Raw genomic sequence first — 14,652 nt, 5'->3', positions numbered from 1 at the left:
GGGGGTGGACCGCGTTTGTTGGTCTCTGCGGATCAACCGACCGTGGCGCGCAGGTATTCAGGCGTCAGCACGTTGAACCACAGCAGAATCATCTCTACCAGAATAGTCACCAATACCAGGAGCCCGACGCCCCAGACGCACGCCGCATTCAGCAGGCCTTGTTCCTTGCGCTCGTGCATGAACGTCGGCAAGCCGACGAACAGCAAAAACGTCGAATAAGCCGAAGCAGCCATCAACACAATGATTGCCAGCCAGCGACTCGGGTACAGCCCGGCAATCCCTGCCAGGAAAAACGGCGTCGCGGTATACGCCGCAAAACCGATGCATTGATTGATGGTCGGACGCGCGTCGAAGGTGCGCGACATCCAGCGGATGAATCCCCCCATCAACGCCACGCCGGCGATGATGGTGACGTACAGCAGCACGCAGAGTTGCAACGCACTTTGGGTACTGAGTTTGACGGTTTCGTTCTCGGCCAGGCTCCAGCCGACATAGGTGGTGCCGATGAACAGGCAGACGGCGGGGATCAAGGCGAGCAGCAGCAAATGCGCGAGGTAATGGCGCGGATGTGCTTCCTCCTCCCGGCGAATATCCGTCCAGGCGAAATTGGGCTGGATGAACAGTTTGACGATAGGTGCGGACATGACGACCTCCTCGAACGGCCCGTGATGGGGGCCTAAACGTATTGAGGGGAGAGATTTGTCAGGGGTTCATTTTTTCGCGACTTCGAATGACGTGTAGCCGTTGGCGCAGCTTGTGGCGAGGGGGGCAAGCCCCTCGCCACAAGGCAGCTGCTATTACAGCGGGCGGTCACAACATCGGTTTACCGCCGGTCACGCCGTAGCGTTGGCCGGTGATGTAGCTGGCCTCGTCCGACGCCAGCAGCACGTAAATCGGCGCCACTTCCACCGGTTGGCCCGGCCGGCCCAGCGGGGTGTGCGCGCCGAAGTTCTGCACCTCTTCATCGGGCATGGTCGAGACGATCAGCGGTGTCCAGATCGGCCCCGGCGCCACGCTGTTCACCCGAATGTTTTTCGGCCCGAGCATCTGCGCCAGGCCACCGGTGAAGTTGGCGATCGCCCCCTTGGTCGTGGCGTAGGCCAGGAGGGTTGGTTTGGGCATGTCCGAGTTGACCGAACTGGTGTTGATGATCGAACTGCCGGCCTTCATGTGCTTGAGCGCGGCCTGGCAGATCCTGAACATGGCGGTGATGTTGACGTCGAAGGTCATCACCCATTCTTCGTCCGGGATGTCTTCGAAGTGTTCGTGCGTCATCTGGAACGCGGCGTTGTTGACCAGAATATCAATCCGCCCGAAGCGTTCGACTGTCTTGTCCACCAGGGCCTGGCATTGCGCTTTCTGCGCGATGTCGCCGGGCAGCAGCACGCATTGACGTCCGGCCTGTTCGACCCAACGTGCGGTTTCCTGCGCGTCTTCATGTTCATTGAGGTAGGCAATCGCGACATCGGCGCCTTCACGGGCGAAGGCGATGGCGACCGCACGGCCGATGCCGCTGTCGGCCCCGGTGATCAGGGCGATCTTGCCATCCAGCCGGCCCGAGCCTTTGTAGCTTTTTTCGCCGCAGTCTGGATACGGGTCCATTTTCTTTTGGGAGCCTGGGACAGGCTGGCCTTGTTTGGGGAAGGGTGGTCTTGGGTAGTCAGTCATGGCAAATCTCCGATCTCGGGGCACAGGATTCAAAGGGTTGACCCTGATGTTTTGCCTTGAGTTCGGTTGGATTCAGGTGGGTGCGCAAAACCCCGAATCCTGGCAAATCCCTTGTAGGAGCGAAGCTTGCTCGCGAAGGCGGTGTGCCAGTTGACACATGTATGACTGACACACCGCCTTCGCGAGCAAGCTTCGCTCCTACAGGGGGATTTGTCGTGTTGTCAGGCCTTGAGGTTGAGCAAACTACGCGCCATGCGTGCCAAGCCTTCTTCGAGCAATGCCCGTGGGCAGCCGAAGTTCAGGCGCACGAACTGGCGGTTGTTGTCGCCGAAATCCAGGCCGGGGCTGAGGCCGACCTTGGCCTGGTCGAGGAAGAACTGCTGCGGATTGTCCAGCCCCAGGGCGGAGCAATCGAGCCATGCCAGATACGTCCCCTGCGGGATATTCATCGTCACGCCCGGCAAGCGCGTGCGAACCGCTTCCACCAGGTAATCCCGATTGCCTTGCAGGTACGCCGTCAACCCGGCCAGCCACGGGCCGCCTTCGCTGTAGGCAACGCGAGTGGCTTCCATTCCCAGCGGGTTGACGCTGTCGACCATGCCGCAACGGGCATGATTGACCCGCGCACGCACCGCCGAGTCTTGAATAATCATGAAGGAGGTTTTAAGACCGGCAATGTTGTAAGCCTTGCTCGCCGACATCAAGGTGATGGTGCGCTGGGCGATCTGCGGGCTGAGCGATGCCGTGGGAATGTGCACGCGCCCGTCGAAGCACAACTCGGCGTGGATTTCGTCGGAGATGATCCACGCGTTGTGTTCCAGGCAAATGTCCGCCAGCGCTTGCAGTTCTTCCCGCGGGAAAACCTTGCCCAGCGGATTGTGCGGGTTGCTCAGCAGCAGCGCGCCGCCGCCGGTCAGTGCCTGGCTCAAGGCCGCAAGCGGCGTGTCATACGTGCCGTCAGCCAACGCGTCGAATTCCAGTTCAACCTTGTTCAAGCCCCAATGACCTGGCGCATGACGCAGCGGCGGGTAGTTCGGCACCTGGACCACGACGTTTTGTTGCGGCTCGATCAGCGCCTTCAGGGCCATGTTGAAACCCGACTCCACACCCGGCAGGAAGATCAGTTCCTCCGGCAAGACGCGCCAGGCGTATTTGTTCCAGAGGTCGGCGACGATGGCAGCGCGCAAATCGTCCTGAGGCACGCTGTAGCCGACCATCGGGTGTTCCAGGCGTTTACGCAGGGCCTCAAGGATGACCGGCGGCGCGGCGAAATCCATGTCGGCGACCCACATCGGCAACACGTCGGCCGGGTAGCGGCTCCACTTGGTACTGCCGGTGTTGTGGCGGTCGAACACCTGATCAAAATCGAAGGTCATGCTCAGTCTCATAAAAAGCGGGGTTGAACGTGGCGCCATGATAAACGCCAAGCCCCTGTGGGAGCGAGACGGTAATCGCCCAAACAACACAAACCCCTGTGGGAGCGAGCCTGCTCGCGATGGCGTCAGCTCATTCAACATCTATGCAAACTGACCCACCGCTATCGCGAGCAGGCTCGCTCCCACAGGGTTATGCGTGATGGCTGGCATTTGGGCACTGCCCGATGGTCGGTTTTCAGGCAGTCAGTTCTCCCATTGTCTAGAGTTCAAAGTGTCGGTAGCCACGCTGCCGGCACCGTGATCGTCCAGAAAAACCCGGCAAAAGTACCGGGTCTCCACCTGATCAGGAGTGCACGATGGACCTCAACCGTCGTCAGTTCTTCAAGGTCGCCGGTATCGGCCTTGCGGGCTCGAGCCTCGGCGCGCTGGGCATGCTGCCCACGCCTGCCTTCGCCGAGCAGGTACGCCATTTCAAACTCGCCCACACCCATGAAACCCGCAACACCTGCCCGTATTGCTCGGTCGGCTGCGGGTTGATCATGTACAGCCAGGGCGATAACGCCAAAAACGTTGCGCAAAGCATCATCCACATCGAAGGCGACGCAGACCACCCGGTCAACCGCGGCACCCTGTGCCCTAAAGGCGCCGGCCTGCTGGACTTCATTCACAGCCCCGGGCGCCTGCAATATCCGCAGGTGCGCAAACCCGGCAGCACCGAGTGGACGCGCATCTCCTGGGATGAGGCACTGGATCGCGTTGCCGACCTGATGAAGGCCGACCGCGACGCCAACTTCATCGAGAAGAACGACAAAGGCCAAACGGTGAACCGCTGGCTGACTACCGGTTTTCTCGCAGCCTCGGCGGCGTCCAACGAAGCGGGTTATATCACCCACAAGGTCATTCGCAGTCTCGGCATGCTGGGGTTTGATAACCAGGCGCGTGTCTGACACGGCCCGACGGTGGCAAGTCTTGCCCCGACGTACGGCCGTGGTGCCATGACCAATCACTGGACCGATATCGCCAACGCGAATCTGATCCTGGTGATGGGCGGCAACGCAGCAGAAGCGCACCCGTGCGGTTTCAAATGGGTGACCGAAGCCAAGGCGCACAACAAGGCGCGCTTGATCGTGGTCGATCCGCGTTTTACCCGGACCGCCTCGGTGGCCGACTATTACGCGCCGATTCGCACCGGCACCGACATCGCCTTCATGGGCGGGTTGATCAATTACCTGCTGAACGAGGACAAAATCCAGCACGAATACGTGCGCAACTACACCGACGTGTCGTTTATCGTCAAAGCGGGGTACGGCTTCGAGGACGGCATCTTCAGCGGTTACGACGCGGCCAAACGTGTGTATACCGACAAATCCGGCTGGGGGTACGAATTGGGCCAGGACGGTTTCGTCAAAACCGATCCGAGCCTGCAAGACCCGCACTGCGTGTATCAGCTGATGAAGCAGCATTACAGCCGCTACAACATCGAACTGGCGAGCCAGATTTGCGGTATGCCGGTTGATGCCATGCAGAAGATCTGGGAAGAAATCGCCACCTGCTCGCAACCGGGCAAGACCATGACGATTCTCTACGCGCTGGGCTGGACCCAGCACTCGATCGGCTCGCAAATCATCCGCAGCGCGGCGATGGTGCAACTGCTGTTAGGCAACGTCGGCATGCCGGGCGGGGGCGTCAATGCCTTGCGCGGGCACTCCAACATCCAGGGCTTGACCGACCTCGGCTTACTGTCCAACGCACTGCCGGGCTACCTGACCCTGCCGAACGACGCCGAGCAGGATTACACCGCCTACATCACCAAGCGCACGCAAATGCCGTTGCGTCCGGGGCAGCTGTCCTACTGGCAGAACTACAGCAAATTCCACGTCAGCCTGATGAAGGCCTGGTACCGCGACAACGCCACGCTGGAGAACAACTGGGCTTACGACTATTTGCCGAAACTGGACATTCCCAACTACGACATCCTCAAAGTGTTCGACCTGATGGGCCAGGGCAAGGTCAACGGCTATATGTGCCAGGGGTTCAACCCCATCGCGGCGCTGCCTGACAAGAATCGCGTCATGGCGGCCCTGGCCAAGCTAAAATGGCTGGTGGTCATGGACCCGCTGTCCACCGAAACCTCCGAGTTCTGGCGCAATGTCGGGCCGTACAACGATGTGGAAACCGCCGGCATCCAGACCGAAGTGATTCGCCTGCCCACCACCTGTTTCGCCGAGGAGGACGGCTCGCTGGTCAACAGCAGCCGCTGGCTGCAATGGCACTGGAAAGGCGCCGATGGCCCGGGCGAGTCGCGCACCGACGTGCAGATCATGAGCGAACTGTTCCTGCGGCTGCGCCAGCGCTATCAAGCCAAGGGCGGGGCTTATCCCGACCCGATCCTCAAACTGTCGTGGCCGTACAAGATCGCCGATGAACCCTCGCCGGAAGAACTGGCGCGAGAAATCAACGGCACGGCCGTCACCGACTACACCGACGCCACGGGCGCGACGATCAAGGCGAATGCGCAACTGGCCGGGTTTGGCCAGCTCAAGGACGACGGCAGCACGGCGTGCGGCTGCTGGATTTTCTGCGGCAGCTGGACCGAGGCGGGCAATCAGATGGCCCGGCGCGACAACAGCGACCCCTACGGCATGCACCAACATCAGGGCTGGGCCTGGTCCTGGCCGGCCAACCGACGGATTCTCTACAACCGCGCTTCCGCCGACCCGCAAGGCAAGCCATGGGACGAGAAAAAGCGCCTGGTGTGGTGGAACGGTAAAGCCTGGGGCGGCACCGATGTGCCGGACTTCAAGGCCGACTCGCCGCCGGAAGCCGGGATGAATCCGTTCATCATGAACCCCGAAGGCATTGCGCGGTTCTTCGCCGTCGACAAGATGAACGAAGGCCCATTTCCCGAGCACTACGAGCCGTTCGAGACGCCGATCGGCATCAACCCGCTGCACCCGCAAAACAAGAAAGCCACCAGCAACCCGGCGGCGCGGATCTTCGATTCGGTGTGGGATTCCCTCGGCGTGGCCAAAGACTATCCGTATGCGGCGACCAGCTACCGGCTGACCGAGCATTTCCACTTCTGGAGCAAGCATTGCAAGCTCAACGCGATTTCCCAACCCGAGCAATTCGTCGAGATCGGTGAAGTGCTGGCCAAGGAGAAAGGCATTGTCGCCGGCGACCGGGTCCGGGTCAGTTCCAAGCGCGGGCACATCGAAGCGGTGGCGGTGGTGACCAAGCGGATTCGTCCGCTGCAGGTCAACAATCAGGTGGTGCACCAGATCGGCATCCCGCTGCACTGGGGCTTTACCGGCCTCACGCGCCACGGTTATCTGACCAACACCCTGGTGCCGTTCCTCGGCGATGGCAACACACAGACCCCGGAATCCAAGTCATTCCTGGTCAACGTGGAGAAAGTCTAAATGGCCAGCCAAGACATCATTGCCCGTTCGGCCACCACCACCGTGCCGTCCTCGGTGCGCAACCAGGAGGAAGTGGCCAAGCTGATCGACACCACCAAGTGCATCGGTTGCAAGGCCTGCCAGGTCGCCTGCTCGGAATGGAACGAGTTGCGCGACGAGGTCGGCCACAACCTCGGCACCTACGACAACCCGCACGACCTCAGCGCAGAAACCTGGACCCTGATGCGCTTCACCGAGCATGAAACCGATGCCGGCAACCTGGAGTGGCTGATCCGCAAGGATGGCTGCATGCACTGCGCCGAGCCGGGTTGCCTGGCGGCGTGCCCGAGCCCGGGGGCGATCATCAAGCACGCCAACGGCATCGTCGATTTCGATCAGGACCATTGCATCGGTTGCGGTTATTGCATCACCGGCTGCCCGTTCAACATTCCGCGGATCTCGCAAAAGGATCACAAGGCCTATAAATGCACCTTGTGTTCAGACCGGGTGGAAGTGGGGCTGGAACCGGCCTGCGTGAAAACCTGCCCGACCGGCGCCATCGTGTTCGGCAGCAAGGAAGACATGAAAGAACACGCCGCCGAACGCATCGTCGACCTGAAAAGCCGCGGCTTCGATCACGCTGGCCTGTACGACCCCGAAGGCGTGGGCGGTACGCACGTCATGTACGTGCTGCATCACGCCGACACGCCGACGCTGTACGCCGGTTTGCCGGGCAGCCCGACGATCAGCCCGCTGGTGGAATTGTGGAAAGGCGTGAGCAAACCCTTGGGCTTGCTGGCCATGGGCCTGGCGGTGCTGGCCGGGTTCTTCCATTACGTGCGCGTCGGGCCGCAAGTGGTTGAAGAAGATGAATTGCCGCCACTCAACGACCCGGCCGTGCATGAAGTCGATCCGTCGGTGCATACCTTTGATCCGCGTGGGGAGGACAGACCATGATCCGCAGACAGATCCTGCGCTACACCCCAAACCAGCGCACCAATCACTGGCTGGTGGCGATCCTGTTTTTCACGGCCGCGCTGTCAGGCCTGGCGCTCTTTCACCCGGCGTTGTTCTGGCTCAGCCACCTGTTCGGCGGCGGGCCGTGGACACGCATCCTGCACCCGTTCCTGGGGGTGGCGATGTTTGTGCTGTTCCTCGGCCTGGTGATCCAGTTCTTTCGGGCGAATTTCTTTATCAGCAATGACCGGTTGTGGCTCCGGCGCGTCGGGCGGGTGATCCGCAATGAAGAGGAGGGTGTGCCGCCGATCGGCAAGTACAACCCGGGGCAGAAGCTGCTGTTCTGGATCTTGTTGCTGTGCATGCTGGTGTTGCTGTTCAGCGGGCTGGTGATCTGGCGTGCGTATTTCAGCGAATACTTCGGCATCACCTCGATTCGCTGGGCGATGCTGCTACATGCCTTGGCGGGTTTTGTGCTGGTGTTGAGCATCATTGTCCACATCTATGCCGGCCTCTGGATCAAAGGCTCGGTCAGCGCCATGGTGCATGGCGGGGTCAGCCGCGCCTGGGCGAAGAAGCACCATGAGCTCTGGTATCGGGAAGTGACCCGGGACGAGCACCCTGAGCGGCCGATCAGCAAAAAAGGATAAGCCCTTTGGCAACCATTCTTGAGCCTGGAGAGATCGAAGCGGCGGCGGGTTCTCCGCCGTTCCTGCACCTGCCACCGAACAACCTGTTCGCGTTGCGGGCGCTGCGCCTGGAAAAACTGGCAGACGGGCACCCACTGGCCGATTACCTGCGGCTGGTGGCGGACCTGTGCCGCGTTCAGCAGGACCTGTTGGACAATCCACCTGACTCGGCGCCACTCGATCCCGAGCGTCTGCGAATGTGCCAGCAACACGGTCTGCCACCGTTCGCTGCCGACAGCCTGGTGCGCGAAGACACCTGGCTGGCGTATCTCGACGCCTTGTTGCAGCGGTACTCGCCACCACCAGACTCCGCCGTCGAGAAAGCCATCGCGTCCTTGCGCAATGCCAACAGCGGGCAACGCAAAGCCTGGGCGATCGCACTGGTCAGCGGCCAGTATTCGCTGCTGCCGGCGGCGCTGGTGCCCTTTCTTGGCGCAGCGTTGCAGGCCGCGTTCAGTCATTGGCTGCTGCACACGCCGAAGCTTGCGCTCAAACCCGGCGACAGCCTCAACCAATGCCCGGCCTGTGGTTCGCCGGCCATGGCCGGGGTCATTCGCCATCGCGGCAAACACAACGGTTTGCGTTATCTGGTGTGCTCGTTGTGTGCCTGCGAATGGCACGTGGTGCGGGTCAAATGCGTGTATTGCGAACAAAGCAAAGGCCTGGAATACGTCAGCCTCGATGACGACCGCCATGCCGCCAATCAGGCGCCGCTGCGCGCCGAAACCTGCCCCGGCTGCCACAGCTACCTGAAACTGCTGTACCTGGAAAACGACGCCGAGGCCGAAGCGCTCTCGACCGACCTGACCAGCCTGATGCTGGACATGCGTCTGGAACAGGAGGGTTACGTGCGCCCGGCACCGAATCTTCTGCTCGCACCGGGAGGCGATTAAGCACAACGGCTACACTCAGGCGCGACAGTTAACGTTTGCGGGAGCGCCTGATGCCTGCCAGATCCGCCAGCCCAGCCTTGCGGCTGCCTTCCATCGACAGTTTGCTGCGCCATCCGGCGTGCGTGCCATTGACCGAGCGCTATGGGCGTGACGCGCTGCTGGCCAGCCTGCGGCAGTTGCTGGATGACCTGCGCGAACCGGTACTGTCAAGCCAACTCGACGCCGTTGAAATCACCCCCGAAGTCTTGGCTGGCAGAGCGGGCGAGCGCCTGGATCTCCAGCATCGCAGCCAGGTACGCCGGGTGTTCAACCTGACCGGCACAGTGCTGCACACCAACCTCGGTCGCGCGTTATTGCCAGACGAAGCCATCGATGCGGTGCAAAGGGCCGCTCGCTATCCGCTCAATCTCGAATTCGACCTGCAAAGCGGCAAGCGCGGCGACCGTGACGACCTGATCGAAGGCCTGATCCGTGAACTGACCGGTGCCGAAGCCGTGACCGTGGTCAACAATAACGCCGCTGCCGTGCTGCTGACGCTCAACAGCCTGGGCGCGCGCAAGGAAGGGATCATTTCCCGGGGCGAGCTGATCGAAATCGGCGGCGCCTTCCGCATTCCCGACATCATGGCCAGGGCCGGCGTCAAACTGCACGAAGTCGGCACCACCAATCGCACCCACGCCCGGGATTACGAGGCGGCGATTGGCCCGCGCAGTGGGCTTCTGATGCGGGTGCATGCGAGCAATTACGCCATTGAAGGCTTCACCGCCCGGGTGCCGACGGCCGAGTTGGCTGAATTGGCGCACAAGCACGGGCTGCCACTGCTCGAAGACCTTGGTAGCGGCAGTCTGCTGGACCTGACCCGCTGGGGCTTGCCCGCCGAACCCACGGTGCGCCAGGCGCTGATCGATGGCGCGGACATCGTCACCTTCAGCGGCGACAAGTTACTCGGCGGTCCACAGGCCGGGTTGATCGTCGGCCGCAAAGACTTGATCGCGAAGATCAAGAAGAACCCGCTCAAACGTGCGTTGCGGGTCGACAAACTGACCCTGGCAGCCCTCGAAGCGGTGTTGAGCCTGTACCGTAATCCCGATCAACTGGCCGAACGACTGCCGAGCCTGCGCCTGCTGACCCGACCGCAGGCCGACATTCTTGCGCAAGCCGAACGCCTGCAACCGTCATTGGCGCAGGCTCTGGGCGATGGCTGGAGCGTCAGCGCAGTGGCGGCGCTGGGCATGATCGGCAGCGGCAGCCAACCGGTGGCTCGCCTGCCGAGCGCGGCGTTGTGCCTGCGCCCGTTGGTCAGTAAACGCCTGCGCGGCCGGCATTTACTGGGGCTGGAGGCCGCGTTCCGTCAGCTGGCCATTCCGGTGCTAGGCCGGATTGACGACGACGCGCTGTGGTTGGACCTGCGCCAGCTGGACGACGAAGCCGCGTGGCGGGCGCAACTCGATCAATTGCAGGTGCCAGGGTGATTGTCGGCACCGCCGGGCACATCGACCACGGCAAGACGGCGTTACTCCAGGCATTGACTGGCCAGGCCGGCGACCGTCGCCGGGAAGAACGCGAGCGCGGCATGACCATCGACCTCGGTTATCTCTACGCCGCATTGGAACCGGGCGCTGCATTGACCGGTTTTATCGACGTACCGGGTCATGAGCGCTTCACTCACAACATGCTGGCCGGAGCCCAGGGCATCGATCTGGTATTGCTGGTAGTGGCAGCGGATGACGGCGTCATGCCCCAGACCCGCGAACATCTGGCAATCGTCGAACTGCTGGGCATCCCTCGGGCGCTGGTGGCGATCAGCAAATGCGACCGGGTCGATCCGGCCCGCGTGCAGGCCGTGCGCGAACAAATCGAAAGTTTGCTGGCGCCCGGGCCGTATGCCGGCGCGCCGCAGATTGCCCTGTCGAGCGTGACCGGGGAGGGCGTCGAGACGTTGCGTCTGGCCTTGCTGGATGCGCAGCGTGATGTGCTGCAACGCAGCACCCGTGGCAGTTTTCGTCTGGCGATTGATCGTGCGTTCAGCGTGGCCGGGGCCGGTATCGTGGTGACCGGCACGGCGCTGTCCGGGCAGGTTGCCGTGGGCGATACGCTGATGCTCGGTCCGTTGGGCAAACCCGTGCGCGTGCGTGGCTTGCATGCGCAAAACCAGGCCGCAGAGATTGGGGTTGCGGGTCAGCGAGTGGCGCTGAACCTGAGTGCCGAGCGCTTGGCACTGGAGCAGATTCACCGTGGCCTCTGGCTGGTGTCCGAGTGGCTCTACGCACCGACCCAGCGCCTGGACATCGACATGCGGTTACTGGCCAGCGAAGCCAAGGCGTTCGAGCACTTTCAAACGGTGCATGTTCACTTGGGGACGCAGGATGTCACGGGGCGAGTGGCGCTGTTGGAAGGTGCCAGCGTTGCGCCGGGTGAACGGATGTTCGCGCAAGTCCTGCTGAATGTGCCGGTGCAGGCGGTGAAGGGCGATCCGTTGATTCTGCGTGACCAGAGCGCCCAACGAACCCTCGGCGGTGGCCAGGTACTCGACCCGTTCGCCCCGACCCGACACCGTCGCAGCCCCGAGCGATTGGCGCAGCTGCAGGCACTCGCCACCCGCCATGAGCTGGAAGACGTGCTGCCTGCGTTATTGCTGAACAGCGAAACCGGGCTCGACCCGCGACGCCTGGAGCGTCAGTTCAACCGGCCGCGTGACACCTGGGTCCTGCCCGCCAATATCCGTTTGATCGATACCCGCCAAAGCCCCTTGCTGTTCAGCGCTGACCGTTGGGAAGCGCTGAAAGCGCCATTGCTGGGGCATCTGGCTCGTTTCCACCAGCTCGAACCGGACCAGATGGGCCCCGACCGGGATCGCTTGCGCCGCTTCGCCGGGACATCTTTGCATCGGCCGACTTTCATCAGCCTGGTCGACGAATTACTCACCAGTAGCGCCATGCTGGCCAGCGGGCCGTGGCTGCATTTGCCCGAGCATCAGGTGCGCTTGAGCGAAGAGGACGAAGCGTTGTGGCAGCAGCTGCAACCGTTGTTCGAACAGGCCGGATTCAATGCCCCATGGGTGCGCGACCTTGGCCATGACGAAGTGACGGTGCGCCTGCTGCTGCGAAAAATGGCGAGGCTGGGGCTGGTGCATCAGGTCGTCCGCGACCTGTTCTACACCGAAGCAGTCATTCGCCGATTGGCGGCTATGCTTGTGCAACTGGCCGCGCAGAACCCGGTGATTCAGGTCACGGCATTTCGCGATGCCGTGGGCCTGGGGCGCAAGCGCAGCATCCAGATCCTCGAATACTTCGACCGGCTGGGCCTGACCCGACGCTTTGGCGACAAGCGCCATCTGCGGCTCGACAATGCCCTGGCCCAGCCATCAGGAAACTGACTTCAAGGAAGGCAATCGCGCCCGGTGGCGCGGCCGGGCTTCAAACCCGGTTGGGGACGGCATCCGTTCCCGGGCAGGTTCGACTCCGGCTGCCTTCCGCCATTTCCCTTCATAGATGCCCGAAATTCAGCGGGTACTGAACGACCACGTACACCCGGTCAATATCATCGCCGGCCTGCGCCGCATTGGCCCGATGCGAGACATGGGACAGTTGCAGCGATAACCCCTTGGCCGCGCCGGACTGCACGATGTAGCGCAGGTCGATGTCGCGCTCCCAATGCCGGCCGCCATCGCCTTGTTGTGGCACGTATTCGCCGATGGACTCATCGAAAGGGTTGTAGGCGCCGCCCTTGGGCGCACGGGTGCCGTCGATCCGGCTGCCCATGACGTAACGGGTCATGAAATTCAGGCCAGGTATGCCGAAGGTGCTCAAATCGAGGTCGTAGCGTGCCTGCCATGAGCGTTCGTGGGCGCCGTTGAAATCGGCGTACTTGATCGAGTTGGCGAGGTAGATCGAGTCGCCGCCGACAAAATCGAACGGCGTATCGCCATTGATTTTTTGATAGGCCAGGGTGAAGGCGTGGGCATCGACGGTGTACTTGCCCGACAGGCTGAACGCGGTGTTGTCGATGGCGCCGGCCAGCGCTTTGCCGGTGTCTTGCGTGTGGTAGAGATTGGCGTCGAGGAACACCCCGGGCTGCTTCAGGTGCAGGTTGGCGTAGTACTGATGCCAGGTGTCGCTGAGCTCTGAGGCATAGAGCGCGCCGCCGACGGGGCGTTGGGTGAATAAGTCAGCGCCCAGAAACGTAATGCCGCCGGCTTCGGTGTTGGCGCCGTAGCCGTAGAAATTGCCTTTGCTCGAAGAACTGTCCTGGTTTTTGAACGCGGTGAAATGCCCGGCCAGCAGATTCACGTCATCGATTTCGCGGCTGTTCAATAGAAAGCCCGTGGCGTATTCCGGTTGCAAGCGTTTGTCCGCGGTGTCGAACACCGGGGTTTCCACCATCATTTCACCGAACGCCAAGGTGGTTCGCGAGGCTCTGATTTTCAGTGCGCCGCCGCCACTGGAATAGTTGTCTTCGCTACGGCCGTCATCATTCACGGGCAGCAATCCGGTCCCGGAATGTCCTTTGCCGCCATCCAGCTTCAATCCCAGAAAGGCGTGGGCGTCGAGGCCTAAGCCGAGCGTGCCGGGTGTGAATGCAGATTCAAAAGTGCTGATAAAGCCTTGAGCCCACTCGGCTTTATAGCTTTTACCTGTCGGCGAAGGGGACCGGTAGTCGCTGTTGAGGTAGAAGTTGCGGCTGAGCACGTCAAGCGCCGCGCCATCCAGAAACCCTTGTGCGGGTTCATCCGCCCAGGCTGTTCCGGCGAACAGCACCGACAACCAAAAGGGCAACCGGGTACGCAGGTCTTGCTTGCCAAACTTCATCATCAATCACCACGCAGCAGCGACTGCGGAGGGTCCGCAGTCGCTCGCTTTTCAGAGGAGGACCGCTTAATGGCCTTCCGAGGCACCGAACATTGTTTTGGCGTAGATCAGGCCAAGACCGTAGGAGCCACCGTTGGCAATCGAGGTTTTCACGGTTTCTTCATAGGTTTCGGTACGTGCCCAGTCGCGTTGCAGTTCGAGCAGGTATTGCAGCGAGGTCATTGGACGGGCGCCGATCTGGATCATGCGCTGCATGGCCATTTCATGGGCTTCGGTGCTGACGTCGCCACAGGCGTCGGCAATCACGTAGACCTCAAAACCCTGGTCGATGGCCGACAGCGCCGGGCCGACGATGCACACCGAGGTCCACAGGCCGGCGAGGACGATTTTCTGTTTGCCGAATTTGTTGACTTCGACGGTGATGCGCTCGTCTTCCCAGGTGTTCATGCTGGTTCGGTCGATGACGTTGTGTTCCGGAAACACCGACTTGATTTCGTCGAAGATCGGCCCGGAAAAGCTCTTCTCGGCGACAGTGGTCAGGATGGTCGAGACTTTGAAGCCGCGCGCGGCCTTGGCCACGAGGGCTGCGTTGTTGCGCAGGGTGACGGCGTCGATCGACTTGGTCGCGAAGGACATCTGCGATTGGTGATCAATCATGATCAGGGTGTGGTCGGTCGGGGTCAGCAGGGTTTTGCCGGGAGCAGCTTTGGCGATGGCCATGGCGAGGTCCTTACAGGTGAGTGAGGAGGCCATGGTTGCGCAGATTCAGGCGGGAATATTGAAGCGATGTGCTGTGTTTGGTTATTTGCGAGGACGCCTGAAGAACGGCCCCGCGCAATATCGGTCAGTGCGCGGGGCTG

Annotated in this window: 11 protein-coding genes and 1 tRNA gene; 7 read left to right on the top strand and 5 right to left on the bottom strand. The window is 61.7% G+C overall.

Features of this window, described 5'->3' with window-relative positions:
- Positions 1–32 precede the first annotated feature (32 nt).
- The 3 genes from JIO00_RS14830 to JIO00_RS14820 form a co-directional block, all read right to left on the bottom strand.
- Entirely contained in the window at positions 33–644 is a 612-nt protein-coding gene (locus JIO00_RS14830; protein ID WP_200666095.1) for a Yip1 family protein, read from the bottom strand.
- Between the two features lie 166 nt (positions 645–810).
- On the bottom strand, positions 811–1,668 hold the full coding sequence (locus tag JIO00_RS14825; RefSeq protein ID WP_010460357.1) for an SDR family oxidoreductase: 858 nt from the start codon (positions 1,666–1,668) through the stop codon (positions 811–813).
- A gap of 221 nt (positions 1,669–1,889) precedes the next feature.
- Positions 1,890–3,044: a MalY/PatB family protein gene (locus JIO00_RS14820; protein ID WP_077748486.1), complete on the bottom strand. Its 1,155-nt coding sequence runs from the start codon at positions 3,042–3,044 to the stop codon at positions 1,890–1,892.
- A 356-nt stretch (positions 3,045–3,400) separates the two neighbouring features.
- Here JIO00_RS14820 and fdnG point away from each other — a divergent pair, with 356 nt between their 5' ends.
- The 7 genes from fdnG to JIO00_RS14785 all read left to right on the top strand — a co-directional run bounded on the left by fdnG (position 3,401) and on the right by JIO00_RS14785 (position 12,462).
- Complete coding sequence (gene fdnG, locus JIO00_RS14815; RefSeq protein ID WP_148306002.1) at positions 3,401–6,466, top strand: formate dehydrogenase-N subunit alpha; 3,066 nt, start codon at positions 3,401–3,403, stop codon at positions 6,464–6,466.
- Positions 6,467–7,402 carry a formate dehydrogenase subunit beta gene (gene fdxH, locus JIO00_RS14810; protein ID WP_010460350.1) on the top strand — a complete coding sequence of 312 codons (936 nt, stop codon included), beginning with the start codon at positions 6,467–6,469 and terminating at the stop codon, positions 7,400–7,402.
- Positions 7,399–8,052 (top strand): formate dehydrogenase subunit gamma, encoded by a 654-nt coding sequence (locus tag JIO00_RS14805; protein ID WP_010460348.1) that lies wholly within the window; start codon positions 7,399–7,401, stop codon positions 8,050–8,052. The genes fdxH and JIO00_RS14805 overlap by 4 nt, the downstream gene beginning before the upstream one ends.
- Positions 8,053–8,057: 5 nt before the next feature.
- The gene (gene fdhE / locus JIO00_RS14800; protein WP_077748482.1) at positions 8,058–8,984 is read left to right on the top strand and encodes a formate dehydrogenase accessory protein FdhE; all 927 of its coding nucleotides are present in this window, start codon (positions 8,058–8,060) and stop codon (positions 8,982–8,984) included.
- 50 nt (positions 8,985–9,034) lie between these two features.
- Entirely contained in the window at positions 9,035–10,456 is a 1,422-nt protein-coding gene (gene selA / locus JIO00_RS14795; protein ID WP_200666093.1) for an L-seryl-tRNA(Sec) selenium transferase, read from the top strand.
- Positions 10,453–12,360, top strand: a complete 1,908-nt coding sequence (gene selB / locus JIO00_RS14790) for a selenocysteine-specific translation elongation factor (RefSeq protein WP_200666091.1) — start codon at positions 10,453–10,455, stop codon at positions 12,358–12,360. The genes selA and selB overlap by 4 nt, the downstream gene beginning before the upstream one ends.
- Before the next feature lie 6 nt (positions 12,361–12,366).
- Positions 12,367–12,462: transfer RNA gene (locus tag JIO00_RS14785), tRNA-Sec, on the top strand.
- 7 nt (positions 12,463–12,469) lie between these two features.
- On the opposite strand, the gene JIO00_RS14780 is transcribed toward JIO00_RS14785, so the two are convergent.
- Positions 12,470–13,792: an OprD family porin gene (locus tag JIO00_RS14780; RefSeq protein ID WP_200666089.1), complete on the bottom strand. Its 1,323-nt coding sequence runs from the start codon at positions 13,790–13,792 to the stop codon at positions 12,470–12,472.
- Positions 13,793–13,858: 66 nt separating this feature from the next.
- Positions 13,859–14,512 carry a hydrolase gene (locus JIO00_RS14775; RefSeq protein ID WP_200666087.1) on the bottom strand — a complete coding sequence of 218 codons (654 nt, stop codon included), beginning with the start codon at positions 14,510–14,512 and terminating at the stop codon, positions 13,859–13,861.
- Between the last annotated feature and the right edge of the window lie 140 nt (positions 14,513–14,652).

It is taken from the genome of Pseudomonas sp. SW-3 (assembly GCF_016615645.1).
Classification (GTDB): domain Bacteria; phylum Pseudomonadota; class Gammaproteobacteria; order Pseudomonadales; family Pseudomonadaceae; genus Aquipseudomonas; species Aquipseudomonas mandelii.
Note: the sequence above shows the minus strand (reverse complement) of the source record. Positions and strands in the feature narration are given on the sequence as shown.